11 protein-coding genes are annotated in these 15,613 nt (G+C 41.7%); all 11 read left to right on the forward strand.

The features are described 5' to 3' along the window. Positions 1-49: 49 nt before the first annotated feature. The 11 genes from N5E84_RS03065 to N5E84_RS03115 all read left to right on the forward strand — a co-directional run bounded on the left by N5E84_RS03065 (position 50) and on the right by N5E84_RS03115 (position 15,578). On the forward strand, positions 50-1,363 hold the full coding sequence (locus tag N5E84_RS03065; RefSeq protein WP_019281566.1) for a site-specific integrase: 1,314 nt from the start codon (positions 50-52) through the stop codon (positions 1,361-1,363). Between the two features lie 4 nt (positions 1,364-1,367). Next, positions 1,368-2,624 (forward strand): hypothetical protein, encoded by a 1,257-nt coding sequence (locus N5E84_RS03070; RefSeq protein ID WP_069212007.1) that lies wholly within the window; start codon positions 1,368-1,370, stop codon positions 2,622-2,624. Between the two features lie 149 nt (positions 2,625-2,773). After that, on the forward strand, positions 2,774-3,130 hold the full coding sequence (locus N5E84_RS03075; RefSeq protein ID WP_069212006.1) for a hypothetical protein: 357 nt from the start codon (positions 2,774-2,776) through the stop codon (positions 3,128-3,130). A 409-nt stretch (positions 3,131-3,539) separates the two neighbouring features. After that, positions 3,540-5,009, forward strand: coding sequence for a site-specific integrase (locus tag N5E84_RS03080; protein WP_019281561.1), 1,470 nt, complete (start codon positions 3,540-3,542; stop codon positions 5,007-5,009). Further along, positions 5,006-5,473 carry a hypothetical protein gene (locus N5E84_RS03085; protein ID WP_019281560.1) on the forward strand — a complete coding sequence of 156 codons (468 nt, stop codon included), beginning with the start codon at positions 5,006-5,008 and terminating at the stop codon, positions 5,471-5,473. The genes N5E84_RS03080 and N5E84_RS03085 overlap by 4 nt, the downstream gene beginning before the upstream one ends. After that, entirely contained in the window at positions 5,470-7,458 is a 1,989-nt protein-coding gene (locus tag N5E84_RS03090) for a DNA topoisomerase III (RefSeq protein WP_019281559.1), read from the forward strand. Before N5E84_RS03085 ends, N5E84_RS03090 begins: the two co-directional genes overlap by 4 nt. 119 nt (positions 7,459-7,577) lie before the next feature. Next, positions 7,578-7,817, forward strand: coding sequence for a hypothetical protein (locus tag N5E84_RS03095; RefSeq protein ID WP_019281558.1), 240 nt, complete (start codon positions 7,578-7,580; stop codon positions 7,815-7,817). 70 nt (positions 7,818-7,887) lie between these two features. Further along, a complete protein-coding gene (locus N5E84_RS03100; RefSeq protein ID WP_019281557.1) occupies positions 7,888-10,308 on the forward strand; it encodes a type I restriction-modification system subunit M in 2,421 nt (806 codons plus the stop codon). After that, complete coding sequence (locus tag N5E84_RS03105) at positions 10,305-11,768, forward strand: restriction endonuclease subunit S (RefSeq protein WP_019281556.1); 1,464 nt, start codon at positions 10,305-10,307, stop codon at positions 11,766-11,768. Before N5E84_RS03100 ends, N5E84_RS03105 begins: the two co-directional genes overlap by 4 nt. Beyond that, positions 11,761-14,388: a TrlF family AAA-like ATPase gene (locus N5E84_RS03110; protein WP_019281555.1), complete on the forward strand. Its 2,628-nt coding sequence runs from the start codon at positions 11,761-11,763 to the stop codon at positions 14,386-14,388. Before N5E84_RS03105 ends, N5E84_RS03110 begins: the two co-directional genes overlap by 8 nt. Next, positions 14,367-15,578, forward strand: a complete 1,212-nt coding sequence (locus tag N5E84_RS03115; RefSeq protein WP_069212005.1) for an RNA-binding domain-containing protein — start codon at positions 14,367-14,369, stop codon at positions 15,576-15,578. The genes N5E84_RS03110 and N5E84_RS03115 overlap by 22 nt, the downstream gene beginning before the upstream one ends. Positions 15,579-15,613 lie beyond the last annotated feature (35 nt).

Raw genomic sequence — 15,613 nt, forward strand, 5'->3', positions numbered from 1 at the left:
TATTACATAAAAATAAGTGTGAAGATGTGAAAAACAGAAGGATCACAGCATGTCCATCATCATTTGGGTAATACCAGAGTTTAAACTCACGTCGTATTTTGCGTCACAACCCAACAAGAAATTAGATGTCATTAATCCTGATAAGCCTCATGTATTGGGAAAAATGCCATTGTTATATCGAAGTAACGGCAACGCTATTGAGGTAGCTAACAATTGGCTCATTAATTTAAAAGCAAATCAATTTAAAAAAGATGTGCAAACTCAAGCTCAAGGTTTGTTGCATTATTTTAGTTTTTTAGAACAAATCGACTGTGAATGGTATTCAATGCCTTCCTCGGTAAGAAAACGTCCTACATATGCTTTTAAGCGACATCTAAGAGAAGCTTTTCAATCAGGGATCATAGCAAGAAGTACAGCTAACAGTTATATGCGAGTTGTCATAAAATTTTATAAGTTTTATCTGTCGAGAAAATATCTATTCGAGAACCCTCCTTTTAACTTTGAATTGGTAAAGGTCACAACAGCAGGTCAGTACAGTTACATGCGAAATACATTGCTGCATGTAGATTCTACAGATTTAAGGTTGAACTTACCGAGGGATGCACGGCATAACGGACTGTCTAGAAATCTAATCCCGTTGAGCGAGCATGAATGGCGAAGCATTGAATCTGCAATTTTATTTAATCCAAAGGGGTTACGAAAATCCACTAAGGGAAGTGTAAATATTCCTCTATCAACAGAATTTATATTGGCTGTTAAATTGGCAAGGTTTTCAGGTTTGAGAAGGTCTGAAATTCTAACACTTCGAGAACGACAAATTTATAGACCAACAGCAGAACAATTAAATAAAAAATATTTAATTCATGCTGAAGGTTTGTATTTGGCACCGAGTATGGGTGTTAATACAAAGGGAGGAACGAGTCGATACGCTGAAATCCCAACATTTTTAATGCTGGAGCTTCATTCTTACATTAATTCATCAAGATATATGGAAAGAAAAAGAAAATTTATAAGCTTGAATCCAATAGAAGCAAATAATCCATTCTTGTTTATTACCAGTCTTGGTAATAAATTTTCTGATAACACTATTAATGCAAGATGGGGTGAGTTACGAAATGAGATTCAAAATCAACATGACGATTTTAATCATAAATTCCATAACTTGAGAGCAACTTATGCGGTTTTTCGTTTGAAAGAGCTGTTGAACTACAAATTAAAAGAAGAAGATGCTTTAGATTACTTACAATCTACATTAGGACATCAACACCGCATTACCTTATTAGCATACTTACGATTTTGCGAGCAAGAAAACTGTGCAAATGCAACATACGAAGATGCTCTAGATATTATTTTAGAGAGGTAAGTTGATGTCATTTTTAGGAAGTAGTAAACGTAAGATTTTAACATCTAGTATTGCAAAGCCAGAAAACTTAATTGAGCTTTCTGCTCACGTCAGATTTATTACCGATGGTCGTTCTATTGCTGATTTTGAAAGACTAAATTATAAGGGGTGCCCGGTTTTAGATTTGCCAATCCATAAGATTAAAGTTAATTCTAGTCGCATAGAAAAAATAGAAATGAACCGACGTTCGTTAGTTAATAAAATTACTACGACGGTGAACTTAATGGAAAGGACAACAAGGACAAAAATTAATACATTTTCAGTTTTGGTTGCGTTATTCAGGTTTTGTGATGAAAATAATATCGAAAATATTTTAACCGTTAGCACTATTGCAGAATATTTGAAAAAGTCAGTCACTGAATATCACAAAGGAAAAAAAGGTAAAAATCCTGGACAAAAACAAGGTACATTAATTTCGTTTGTTAGAGAGTATGATTTCAAACTTCACCTTGACTTAAAACCGTTTATCTTTGCTTTTCCAAGAGATTCACAAAGTATAAAGCCCTATACAGATAGGGAGTTATCTGAACTCTATGCAGCATTAGATACAATTTATAGCATTTACGCTGATTGCGTAGAGAAAAAGGTGATCCCATGCGCTTTTCCTTTGATCACGAGCGAGGGAGAAGCTGTAAGGGCAGTAAAAGCTAACACAAATAGAGAACAGTGGAAATTTGATTTGACACGGTCAGCTTACTTTATTACCTGTTTGTATACTGGCATCAATGCAACGCCACTATTAGGTTTAAAACATTCAGATATAAGCGAAAAATCTTTCAAGACTGTATCTAGAGGGGTCTATAAGCTTGCTACAGTCAAGGGCCGACAAGGAAGTCGCCTTAATTATTTGGATGTTGGTTTTAACCGAAGAGCAAAAGAATTCATCCAACACTGGATCGGTATAAGTAAAGGTTTAGTAAATGACAACAATGAATTTGTATTTCCCAAAATTATAAATGGTATCGCCTTGCAAATGACTAGTTCAGAAGCGACAGATCTGAATGTTGTTTTTCGAAAGCTGAATTTTCCAGATCTTAAAACTCAGAGGTTTAGGAAGACCAAAGCATCAATTATCATGCGCGCGACAGAAAGCATATTTGCAGTAGCTGATGGGCTCAACAACTTACCTGAGACCGTAAGTAAACACTATACAGATGGTAATCCCGAAACAATGGAGCTTTCACTTGCTTCGGCCTTAGCATTAGGCAACAGACTTTACTAGGTGTTAGCTTAAAGGAAGCAAAAGAGCAAATTGCATATAATTTTAAAGATCCTATCCGAGAGAAATACTTACAGGGTAGTGGGATAAAAGCTTCCATCATTACAAATGGATTGAGATGTACGAGACCATTCGGCGATAAAGCAGAACAGTTGAAAAAAGCGCTTATACAAAATGCACTTGCGAATAATACCGACAAAATAGCATGTTTTAAGTTCCTAGATTGCTTTGATTGTCCTTATCATGCAGTTATTGCTGAGGTACAGGATGTTTGGTCATTACTATCGTTTAGAGATGCTATCTCTGAGGCTTTAAGTCGCCCTTCCGTAAATTCGATACCATCACAACATCTGAAAAAAGTAACCAACTCTGTAGAGCATATCCTGCTTGTAATTCAAGAAAGGTTTCCGATGGTTTACAAAAAGGCGTACGAGCAATATTTGGAGTCACCCCATCCACTATGGTCTGACGATGATGATCTTAAAATATTTATGGGGATTTACAAATGATAAAGCAGCAACAATGTCTTCTTCAGGTTACACGTGAAAATGACTTAAATGATCTCGTCGTTTCATATGATTCATCAAATAACCCTTATTCCTTTTACTCGGATAAACGTTGGGTGTTTTTCAATGAAAAAATAACCATTTCATTTAAATCACTATCAGGCGAATTCGAAAAGACGATAAAGGATATAGCATTTAAAATAATACAGTCTAGCATGTTGATGTCAAAGACTTCGATGTTGAAGAATTTAATTTTTGGTTCTGTAACCTTTCAAAATTTAATCTTGAGACAAGGTGGAAATTCTTATAAGGACCTAGATAACACTATTATTTATAGTGCCGTCATTGCTGATGCGAGGTTATTGAAATTGAAATACAAAACCTGGAAGAATAGCTTGATTTTTTTCCAACTTTGACTCAAGAAGGATATATAACTCGTGATATAGGTAAAGCCGATGACTTAGCTTATTATCTAGCAGGTGACTCAAGATTTTCTAAGCAAACTATGGCGATACCCGAGAACGTTGCAACTGTATATTTTGGTGAGGCAATTCGTATAGTGGAACATTTACATGAAGATCGTCACTTAATATCAAGGCTCTATAAGGAATTTATTAATCAAGTAAAGTTAAGAGGACGAAATGAAGAGAAAATAAAAGTTGCGACTAAGCAAACATATAAAAAAATTGGATATTTTCCTAACATTGAACTAGATCATACTGGTATTTGGTTAGCTAGTGTTAGAGGTGCTTGCTATACTGTTATTTCTGCTTTTAGCGGCTGTAGAGATGCGGAGTTAAGATCGTTTAATTTGAATTCATACCAAGAGAAAGAGTATGCTGGATTTTCAATTCCAATTTTAAATGGATTCGATACAAAGCCAAACAAAGGTGGTGTAAAAAGAGCAGTAAGTTGGGTCACAATTCCAGCCGCAAAAAAAGCTATCGAATTATTGTGGGAAAGTTATCAATTTGCTAGAGATTATTGGTTGGATAATTCTAAGAAAATAGCCCATGAAGACGAGAGGAATCTTTATCTTCAAGATATAAACTCAATACTTGTTAATTTTCCTGTCCCGTCAGCAATTAATCCAAAGGCTGGAAGGGAAGCTATAAATAATTCATTGAGGAACTTTGTTTATTCAGTGGGTTATAAATTAACGCCAGAAGACATTAAAGAGTTCAATCTTCTAAATCCGACTCGGCACAGTAAGTTGAATGTTGGTGAAATATTAATTCCTCATCCTCACTCATTTCGTCGTACTTTCGCTGTTTATCTTGTTAGAAATAAACTTGCTTCGTTATTGGATTTAAAATACCAGTTCAAACACATGAACATTGCGATGACGTTATGGTACTCAAATCAAGCAAGTGTAGCGTCTTACCTAGATATGATGATGGATGCCAGCTTGCAAGCAGAAATATCTTGTGAAAGTACAGCTTACATGACTGATACACTATATTACATATACAATGAAGCTGAAACCTTAGCGGGGCCAGAGGGTAAACGGATTCTGAGTTTGCGTGCTAATGCAAAGTCAACGATATATTTAAGTCGGGATGAAATAGCTCAACAAGTACAAGAAGGGCGTTTGTCAATTATTGAGCATCCAACAGGACATTGTACAAATCCAAGTTGTGATCGAATTTGTGATATGACTATTTGTCAATACAAGGTCGTCACGAAAGAAAAAGCGATAGAGCTTGAAAAAATGCGTGACAGATTAATAACAAAGTACACTAAGATGGATGAAGCTAAAGTTAATCAACCGAACATATTATCGAAATTCTATTTCGAAATACGGTCGATCGAAAAGGTATTGGATGAGCATAATTTATCATACGTTAAATTTTCAGCAGATATATCGGTGACATTGTTATGAATAAAATCGATATAAAGGAACGTTCAGAAATAACTCTTCAAAGGTTAGAGCTCGCTCTGAATCGTTTAATAGACGGAAAGCCAGAAAAAACTTCAAACGATGGAAAAATCAATCTAAAACGAATCAATGACGAAGCTGGTCTTAGTTCAGGCGGCATTTACTATTATAAAGAATTTGTAGAAAAAGCCAGAGTTGTAATTGCTAAGGCAGATGTTAAGCAAGTAAATAAATCATTTGTTAAACATAAAAGTAAAAATTTTCGCTATCAGTTGGAAGAAGAACGCCGTTTAAAAACTAAGTACAGAGAACAACGGGATCTGATTAAAAACTTTTGTGATCAGGTTGTGGCAAAGAGTGCAAACTTGGAGTTTGCACTCTTTGAAGCATTAGAGCGTATCCAGCAGTTAGAAGAAGAACTTCATGCTATTAAAGTGGTTGAAATGGTAAAAGGGCGAGATAGATGATTCTCTATATAGCTGAAAAGCCCAGTGTTGGTCGTGCTGTTGCAGATGTACTGCCTAAACCTCATCAGAAAGGGGACGGTTTCATTAAAGTCGCCAGCGGAGATGTAGTTACCTGGTGTATTGGACATTTGCTCGAACAGGCCGATCCTGAAGCCTATAATCCTGAATATAAAAAATGGCGAAGAGAACACTTACCTATAGTACCAAATGAATGGAAGCAGCAGGTAAAACCTGAAACAAGCAAGCAGTTCAATACTGTTAAAAAGCTAATAAAAGAAGCTGATTTACTGGTCAATATGGGCGACCCCGACAGAGTTGGGCAAATTTTAGTTGATGAAGTTATAAATTACACTGGAGTAAGCCAGGCTAAGCGAGACGCTACCATGCGTTGCTTGGTTAATGATATGAACCCTTCGGCTATTCAAAAGGCCCTCCGAAACTTAAAGTCAAACAGAGATTTTATTCCTTTAGCGACTTCGGCCTTGGCGAGATCAAGAGCTGATTGGCTATACGGGATCAATATGACACGCCTTTGTACCCTGCTTGGGCAAGAATCTGGTTATCAAGGAGTTTTATCAATTGGGCGAGTACAAACCCCCGTATTAGGATTAGTGGTCCATCGAGACCAAGAAATAGATAACTTTATTAGCAAGCCATTCTATGAAGTATTTGTCACATTACAAACTAATCAAGAGCAACAATTTATCGCTAAATGGAAGCCCAGTGCAGCGTGCGAGCTATACATGGATGAAGATGGGCGGGTGTTGGTGAAAAAGCTTGCTGAAACGGTCATCAATAAGGTTATGAATCAGAGGGGGCTAGTCACATCTGTTTCTAAAGACCAAAAAAAGCAGTATTCCCCCCTGCCGTACAGTTTATCGTCACTGCAAATCGATGCCTCTAAACGATTTAATATGAACGCCCAAAAAACTTTGGATGTCTGTCAGCAATTATATGAACGCCATAAGTTAATAACTTATCCAAGGTCAGACTGTCGCTACCTACCAGCAGGGCATTTTGACGAAAGAAAAGACGTAACTCAGGCTATTGCAAAAACTTTGCAGGTGTTAAGCCTTGCTGTATCGGGTTGTGATTTATCAATTAAAACTAAGGTATGGAATGACAGCCAAGTAGGTGCTCACCATGCGATTATTCCTACTTCAACAAGTGTGGGATCTTCAAGATTAACTCGTGAAGAACAACAAATTTATGAGTTAATTGCTAGACAATATCTCATGCAGTTTTACCCTCCTTTTGTTTATGCAGAGCACCAGATAGATGTTGAAATTTGTGGTGGTCAGTTTATTGCTCGCGAAAAATCAATTATCGAACAAGGATGGAAGGTGTTGTTATGTAATGACAGACACATATCCGGTGACACAGAGTTTTCACCGAGTAAACTACCGATGCTGACAGAAGGAGATGGCGTAACCTGCATTGATGGGAAGCTTGATGAGAAACAGACGAGTCCACCAAAGCACTTTACTGATGCGACCTTATTAGCTGCCATGACAGGAATTGCCAGATATGTAGCTGACCCTGAAATTAAAAAAGTGTTAAGGGAGACGGACGGTCTCGGCACTGAAGCGACACGAGCCAGTATCATTGAATTGCTGTTCAAACGGCAATTTTTAACGAAGCAAGGAAAAGAAATTCGCGCTACGCCCATAGGTAAGCAATTAATTCAAAGCCTACCCGAACGAATGGTAGTACCGGATATGACCGCGAATTGGGAAGCCCAGCTTGAGGCCATTTGTGAAAAAAAATTACGCTATCAAGATTTTATGAATCCATTAATGAACGGTTTATTGTTGTTGTTAAGTGAAATCGAATCCCACAAAGCGAGCTTTAAATCGCTAAGTGGTTTGGGTCAACAGCCAAGTTTTAAAAATCGCGCCAAGCGACGCTCTACTTCGTCAACTAAGCGGTCAACCGCAAAAGGTAGAACGTATAAGACCAAAGGTAAAAGTAGTGAATTAGAGTGAGGCAAACAGTATTCAAGGATTAAACGCCGACTTCAAGAAATTATCTATCCATTGAAATGACTAGATAATTTAGCTACTTTAGCTAAATTATCTAGTTTCATCTTGCGTACAGGCTCAAAATGAACGAAATCGAGATTTACCAAAGCATTAAGCAGGCCTTGTCAGATGCCCCACGTAACCAATATACAGCTGAACTGCATCTTCAAATGCTCAAATACGCCGATGAGCTGAAGAGCATTACCGCCAAAGAGTTTTGTGAAGGAGTGGGCCTGCGAAGCAGTTTCGGTACAGAATTCAGCAAGATGCGCAACTTAACTCAGCGACTTAAAGCCGCAGGCCTCGATACCGCTAAGCTTTAATAACTCTCATTGACGCGTATCGGAAAGTCATTGCCGATAACGCAAACCGAATAAGTACTTAGGAATAACCATGGCCATTAAGAAAACCGAACTTTACTCTTCCCTTTGGGCCAGCTGCGACGAGCTTCGTGGCGGTATGGATGCCAGCCAGTACAAAGACTATGTGCTGACCATGCTATTTATGAAGTATGTCTCTGATAAGTACAAAGGCGACCCTTACGGCATGATTGTGGTGCCACAAGGAGCCAGTTTTGACGATATGGTTGCCCTGAAAGGCGACAAAGAGATCGGCGATAAAATCAACAAAGTCATTAGTGCGCTGGCCGAAGAAAACGACCTCAAAGGTGTGATCGACGTTGCCGACTTTAACGATGAAGACAAGCTTGGCAAGGGCAAAGAAATGGTTGACCGCCTGGGCAAGCTAGTCGGTATTTTTGAAGGGCTAAACCTCGCCGATAATCGTGCCGATGGCGATGACTTGTTGGGCGATGCCTACGAATACCTGATGCGCCACTTTGCAACGGAATCGGGCAAATCCAAAGGCCAGTTTTATACGCCCTCAGAAGTCTCGCGCATTCTTTCAAAAGTGATTGGTATTGATAGCAATACCTCGCAAGATGCCACCGTGTACGACCCAACCTGTGGTTCAGGCTCGCTATTGCTAAAAGCCAGTGATGAAGCGCCCCGTGGCTTGAGTATTTTTGGTCAAGAGATGGACAACGCCACCAGTGCATTGGCACGCATGAATATGATCCTGCACAACAACGCCACCGCTAAAATCTGGAAAGGCAACACCATTGCTGACCCACAGTGGAAAGAGGCAAATGGTCAGTTAAAAGCCTTTGATTTTGCTGTGGCCAACCCGCCGTTTTCCAACAAAAACTGGACCAGCGGCATCAACCCGAAAGAGGATGAATTTGGCCGTTTCAGTTGGGGCATTCCGCCGGAGAAAAACGGCGACTACACCTTTTTGCTGCACATCATTAAAAGCCTAAAGAGCACGGGTAAAGGCGCGGTTATCCTACCCCATGGTGTTTTGTTCCGTGGCAATGCCGAGGCGCGTATTCGTGAAAACCTGATTAAACAAGGTTACATCAAAGGCATTATTGGCTTACCGGCTAACCTGTTTTACGGCACGGGCATTCCTGCCTGTATTATCGTGATTGATAAAGAGCACGCGCAGGCAAGGAAAGGTATTTTTATGGTCGATGCCAGCAAAGGCTTCATGAAAGACGGCAATAAAAACCGCCTGCGTAGCCAAGATATTCATAAAATTGTCGATGCTTTTACCAAGCAGTTAGAGTTGCCACGCTACTCGCGAATGGTGCCGATCAGTGAAATTGCTGCCAACGACTACAACCTCAATATTCCCCGTTATATCGACTCCAGCGAGCCGGAAGATCTGCACGACTTAAGCGCCCATCTGCAAGGCGGCATTCCAAACCGCGATATCGATGCTTTAGAGCGCTACTGGCAAGTCTTCCCGAGCATTCGTGCGACCTTGTTTGAAAATGCCCGTGAGGGTTATAGCAAAGCCTTGGTTAAAGCCTCTGAAGTAAAAGGTACCATTTTGAATCATGCGGAGTTTAAAACCTTCGCGACAGAAAGCTTGCAGCATTTTCATGCATGGAGTGAAGCTATCGCTTTAGGGGAAATCGCTATCGGCGATCAACCCAAATCGCTTATTTTTGAAATCAGTGAAAGTTTATTGCATAGCTACGCGAACGTGCCGTTACTCAGCAAATACGACATCTACCAGATCTTGATGGACTACTGGGCGGAGTCAATGCAAGACGATGTGTACGTGCTAGTGCAAGACGGCTGGCAAGCCGGCAAAGTGCTGCGTGAGTTAGTCGTTAAAAAAGGTGAAAAGCTCAAAGAAACGCCTGATTTAGTGATTGGCAAAGCCAAATACAAAGCTGAACTCATTCCACCGGCGTTGATCGTGGCGTGCTTTTTTGCCGAAGAACAAGCCCAAGTGGATAACCTGCAAAGCGCACTGGATAGCGCCAACCAAGCGTTAGAAAGCTTTATAGAAGAAAACAGCGGCGAAGACGGTTTACTGAATGATGCGCTGAACGACAAAGATAAAGTCACCAAAGCCACAGTCACGGCACGTTTGAAACTCGCCACCGATCCCGATGAAAAAGCCGCGCTAAAACAAGCCAAAAAACTGTTTGATGCCGAGGCCGATGCTAAAAAAGCCCTAAAAGAAGCGCAAGAAGCCCTCGATTTAGCGGTGTTTAAGCAATACCCCAAACTCAGCATCGATGAGATAAAATCCCTGATTGTGGACGATAAATGGCTAGCGACGCTTGAAAGCAATATCGTGGCTGAAATCGAGCGCGTCACCCAGCAACTGGCTAATCGCGTGAAAGAGCTGGAAGAGCGCTACAGCGAGCCGCTGCCTGCTCTTAACCAATCGGTAGATAACCTGAGTGATAAAGTGGCGGGTCATCTAAAAGCCATGGGCTTGGAGTGGACGCTATGACAAATTTTTCGGGAGAAAATTTGAACGCCGCATGCGGCGGCCCTCAGGGCGGAGGCATGGATAGCCGACGTAATGGAGTAGCTGAAGTAAGTCCAAAGTATCTGTCGGATGTAGCTACGAATGGCGTACCCGTTGGATATAAGCAGACGGAAGTTGGGGTGATTCCTGAACATTGGGATGTAAAAACGTTAGAAAGCATCACTGGCGATAAAAGATCAATTTCTTATGGAATTGTCCAAACAGGACCTCATGTACATGATGGCATTCCATGTTTACGAGTCTTAGACATAGTAAAGGGTTCGATAAAAACAGATAACCTAATTCGTACCACTCAAAAAATAAGCAATGCATATAAACGAACTCAATTAAAAGAGAATGATCTTGTTATCCCTTTGCGTGGCAAAGTTGGCGAAGTTGGAATTATTGGGAAAGAGTTAGTTAAAGCAAATCTTACAAGGGGGATTGCTCTTATTGCTCTTGAAGGTGAGTTCGCGCCTCAGTATATTAAACAAGCACTTTGCTCTGAAAGTTCGCAAAATCGACTAATAAGTTCAATGAATGGTTCTGCACTTCAGGAAATTTCAATTGGGACTCTTCGTTCCTTCAAAATATCCATTCCAAAATGCCGAGAAGAACAAACCGCCATCGCCAATGCCCTATCAGATGTCGATGCGCTGATCAGCGAGCTGGAAAAACTGATCGCCAAAAAACAGGCCATCAAAACCGCCACCATGCAACAACTCCTCACCGGCCGCACTCGCCTGCCGCAATTCGCTCTGCGTGAAGACGGTACACCCAAAGGCACTAAGCCAAGTGAATTGGGGGAAATACCGGAGGATTGGGCGGTTGGTTTCGTTGGTGATGTATGTGACCTGTTGACTGGTTTCCCTTTTCCTAGCAGTAAATATTCTGATTCGGGTGTTCGCCTTTTGCGTGGTTCAAATGTTAAAAGAAGCTGCACTGATTGGTCAGAGGAAATCACTCAGTATTGGTCTGAACTAACATCATCTATTGCTCAGTACGAGTTGAAGATTGGTGACATCGTAATTTCAATGGATGGATCGCTGGTTGGTCGTAGTTTTGCGCAATTGCGTGAATCAGATTTGCCAGCAGTACTGTTGCAACGAGTCGCAAGATTACGCAGTGAAGCCGTATCTCAAAGCTATCTAAAGGAGTGGGTTTGCAGCAAGTTTTTTACTGAGCACTGCGATTCAGTCAAAACGGTAACCGCAATACCGCACATTAGCCCACAAGATATTAGAAGCTTCAAACTTCTTTTGCCTCCGTCAAAAGAAGAACAATCCGCCATCGCCACGATCCTCTCCGATATGGACGCAGAGATTCAGGCGCTGGAACAACGCCTTGGCAAAACCCGCCAAATCAAACAAGGTATGATGCAAGAGCTGCTGACGGGTAAAACACGTTTAATCAAGCCAGCAAAGGAGGTTATTCATGAGTGAACCTGTATTTGAATATGGAAGCCGTTGGTTAAAAGCCGACTTCCACCTCCATACTCGCGCTGATAAAGAGTTTACCTATAGTGGTGAAGATAACGACTTTGCAAACCAGTATGTTGCGTCGCTTGCGAATGCTGGCATTGGTCTTGGGGTTATCACCAACCACAATAAATTTGATGCAGATGAATTTAAGGCATTGCGCAAAAAAGCCAAAAAATCAGGCATTGGTTTGTTGCCGGGCATTGAGTTATCCATCAAGGATGGTCAGGCTGGTGTGCATACTTTGGTGGTATTTTCCGATGAATGGTTTAATAACAAAGAACAAACCAACCATATTCAGACGTTTCTTAGCCTGACTTTCGCGGGTATTGCGAACTTCGAAGATGAAAATGCCCGTTCGAATCACGATATTGTCGACACTGTTCGAGAGTTAGATAAATTCCATAAAGATTACTTTCTCATTTTTGCCCACGTCGAAGCGCCAAAGGGTTTGTGGAAAGAACTCGCACCAGGGCGAATAAAGGATTTATTTGATAACGCGACAGTAAGATGTAGAGTCTTGGCTTTTCAAAAAGTGCGCACCCGTGATGAGCGCGCGAAAATCCAGCAGGCATTAGGTCATTTATATCCGGCTGAAGTCGAAGGTTGTGATGCCAAGAACCTTGCGGATATGGCGGCCCGTAAAGAGGCAAGCTACTTAAAGCTTGGCTCATTCAGCTTTGAGGCGGTTAAGTTTGCGTTGCGAGATAAAGCCTCCCGAGTCCGCGCCGAGCTGCCTAGCTATAAACATTCTTATATTCAAAAAATCCGCTTTGAAGGGGCTGGTACTTTAGGTGGCACAGAAATTTGCCTTTCTCCTGAGCTCAATACCCTGATTGGCATTCGTGGCAGTGGTAAATCATCCGTGTTGGAAGGGGTACGTTACGCGCTGAATATTCCCTTTGGCGATAAGTCGTCGGATGTGGAATACAAAGAGGGGCTGGTAAAACACTTACTGCGTAGTGGTGGCAAAATTACCATCGACGCCATTGACCGCCGCGGCCAGCCCTATCAAATCCGCCGCATATTGGGTGAGCGCCCCGATGTGTATGTGAATGGCCAGTTGCAACCGGGCGTGTCGGTGCGTGAAACGGTATTACATCAGCCGATTTATTTTGGCCAGAAAGATCTTTCCAGCACGGGCGCTGGCTTTGAAAAAGACTTGATTGAAAAGCTGCTTGGCGAAGCGCTAGTGCCTGTTCGACAAAAAATTGAGCAAGCCCGTCAGCGGGTGGTGGACGCCATTAATCAGATTAAGCGCCTCACCCGAGCAGCAACGCAAAAGCAAGAATGGTTGCAGAAAAAGCAAGATGCTGAATTTAAGCTCAAGTTCTATCAGCAACACGGTGTTGAAACTAAGCTGCAAAAGCAAATTGACTTTGAGCGCGATGAACGCAAAGCGCAGCAAATCATTCAAGGTGCTGAGCATTATCTATCCGAGCTCAATAGTTTTGTGGCCAGCTTTGAAGATGAGCTAAAAAATCAGGCATTGTATAAGTCAGCCCAGAATCAGACATTTTTTGATGACTTTTTTTTAACCTATCAGCAGTTGATTGCTGGCTTTGATGGCATCAAGCAAACTGTGCTAACGGGTCACAGTACGGTTGCTTTGTTACAACAGAAGCTGTTTAGCTTTGTGCAACAAAAGCAAGCGCTAAAGGAAGAGTTTGCCGAGATTGAACGCAAACTGGCCACAGAGCTTAAGCAAGCCGGTGCTCAGGCAATTAGCCCGCAAGAATTTAAACAGCTTAAAAGCTTGTTAGACCAAGCCGATCAAATGTTAGCCGTACTCGCCAAAAGCGAGCAGCAGTATGCGGATTTGAATCAATCCCTAGAGCGTGAATTAGCGCAGCTGAATGATCTATGGCTGGAGGAGTACCGCGCCATTGAGCAGGTGCTGAGCAAAATCAATCGGGTTGATTCGCCCCTTAAAATTGTGCCGCAGTTTAAGGCGAATAAGGCCGCCATGCTCGCGTACATGCAAGACTTATTTCGAGGTAGTGGTATTCATGGTGCTACTCAAAAAAGGCTTGTGGATGAGTTTAGCGACTTTGCTTCTGCCTATCGCGACGTTGAAAAGCTAAAAGGCACGCTTAGCGGGTCGTTTGATACCTTCTGGCGGTATTTTGAAGACAATTTGGATGCCTTATTAACTTGGCAAGTGCCGAATGTGTTTACCATCGAGTATCACGGCAAAGCACTGGCACACCACTCGTTGGGGCAACGAGCATCGGCGTTGATGCTGTTTGTGTTGAGTCAGCAAGAAAACGACGTGGTGATTATTGACCAGCCAGAGGATGATTTGGATAACCAAACTATCTATGACGATGTCATCAAGCTGATTAGAGATCTTAAACCTTCTACCCAGTTTATCTTCGCGACACACAACGCCAATATTCCGGTGCTGGGTGATGCCGAACAGGTGATTGCCTGTGAGTATCAAGATGACCATATCGCGTTAGTTAACGGCAGCATTGACTGTGCTGACGTTCAGCAACGCATTGTAAGTATTATGGAAGGTGGTGCCGAAGCCTTCGAAAAACGTAAACAGGTATATGAAGCATGGAAACCGAAGAACTTTTAGCCATTATTGCCAATGGTGAAGACTCAAGGCATCAGTTTAAAGCCACCATTAATAATGAGAACTCATTGGCCTCTGAAATGGCCGCATTTTGCAACTCTAAAGGCGGCTACATTCTCGTTGGTGTAAACGACGATGGGACTATTTCAGGTTTGACAGACGAAAATATTCGAGAGATTAATAATCGGATCTCTAATGCTGCATCCAATAACATTAGGCCCGCCATAAACCCAATGACTCAGAATTTCACTTTGCCAACTGGGAAGGTGCTGCTAGTCACCGTTGAAGCGGGTTTGAACAAGCCTTACATGGATACTAATGGGTATATCTGGGTTAAAAGTGGATCTGACAAACGCAGAGTGACCGCACGCGAAGAACTCCAAAGAATGTTTCAAGAAGCAGCACTGATACATGCTGATGAGATCCCTGTAGGTGGAAGTTCAGTTGCAGACATAGACCAAGATTTTTTTGACGCATTTTTTGAAAGTGAATACGGCGAGCGAGTTGAAGACCAAGACGTATCCCGTGTTCTACTGCTTGAAAACATGAATTTGGCAAAAAATGGGCAGCTCAATATTTGTGGTGCTCTGTTATTTGCTTCAAGACCGCAAATACGCCTACCTATTTTTATTGTAAAAGCGGTGGCCTTTCCGGGTGTTGATATCGAAGACGAGCACTATATAGACAGCCAGGATATTAACGGCAAGCTATCGGATGTATTCCAAAAGGTTCTGGGTTTTGTGTTGGCTAACATTCGCCATGTGCAGAATGAACAAGGCTTCAACTCAGTCGGCGAGCCAGAAATTCCGCGAATCGTTCTTGAAGAGCTTATTGCCAATGCGCTTATTCATCGAGATTACTTTGTATCCGCTCCGATTAAGGTTTTGGTGTTTGCAGATCGAATTGAAATCGTGAGCCCTGGTCACTTGCCCAATAATTTAACGATAGAAAATATCAAAATGGGTAACTCGAATGTTAGAAACCCAATTTTGGCCTCGTTTGCTCCAAAAGTGTTGCCATATCGGGGCTTGGGGAGCGGCATAAAACGAGCGATAAAAGCGTATCCAGACATTGAGTTTATTGACGACAGGGCTGGCAATGCGTTCAAGGCCATTATTAAGCGAGCACGGTTGGTAGCGTTAAGTGCTCAAAAGTCTAACTTGCTTGATGGTTGCTTGACTGAGTGGTGCTGAAGCTAACGAATTAAGCGCTACCGAATTGATTTTAA

It is taken from the genome of Vibrio sp. J502 (genome assembly GCF_025397955.1).
GTDB classification, from domain to species: domain Bacteria; phylum Pseudomonadota; class Gammaproteobacteria; order Enterobacterales; family Vibrionaceae; genus Vibrio; species Vibrio anguillarum.

What these genes read in the sequence shown, in the direction of transcription:
- N5E84_RS03065 (WP_019281566.1), top strand. Translation starts at nt 50, where the DNA reads ATGTCCATCATCATTTGGGTAATACCAGAGTTTAAACTCACGTCGTAT.
- N5E84_RS03070 (WP_069212007.1), top strand. Translation starts at nt 1,368, where the DNA reads ATGTCATTTTTAGGAAGTAGTAAACGTAAGATTTTAACATCTAGTATT.
- N5E84_RS03085 (WP_019281560.1), top strand. Translation starts at nt 5,006, where the DNA reads ATGAATAAAATCGATATAAAGGAACGTTCAGAAATAACTCTTCAAAGG.
- N5E84_RS03090 (WP_019281559.1), top strand. Translation starts at nt 5,470, where the DNA reads ATGATTCTCTATATAGCTGAAAAGCCCAGTGTTGGTCGTGCTGTTGCA.
- N5E84_RS03095 (WP_019281558.1), top strand. Translation starts at nt 7,578, where the DNA reads ATGAACGAAATCGAGATTTACCAAAGCATTAAGCAGGCCTTGTCAGAT.
- N5E84_RS03100 (WP_019281557.1), top strand. Translation starts at nt 7,888, where the DNA reads ATGGCCATTAAGAAAACCGAACTTTACTCTTCCCTTTGGGCCAGCTGC.
- N5E84_RS03105 (WP_019281556.1), top strand. Translation starts at nt 10,305, where the DNA reads ATGACAAATTTTTCGGGAGAAAATTTGAACGCCGCATGCGGCGGCCCT.
- N5E84_RS03110 (WP_019281555.1), top strand. Translation starts at nt 11,761, where the DNA reads ATGAGTGAACCTGTATTTGAATATGGAAGCCGTTGGTTAAAAGCCGAC.
- N5E84_RS03115 (WP_069212005.1), top strand. Translation starts at nt 14,367, where the DNA reads ATGGAAACCGAAGAACTTTTAGCCATTATTGCCAATGGTGAAGACTCA.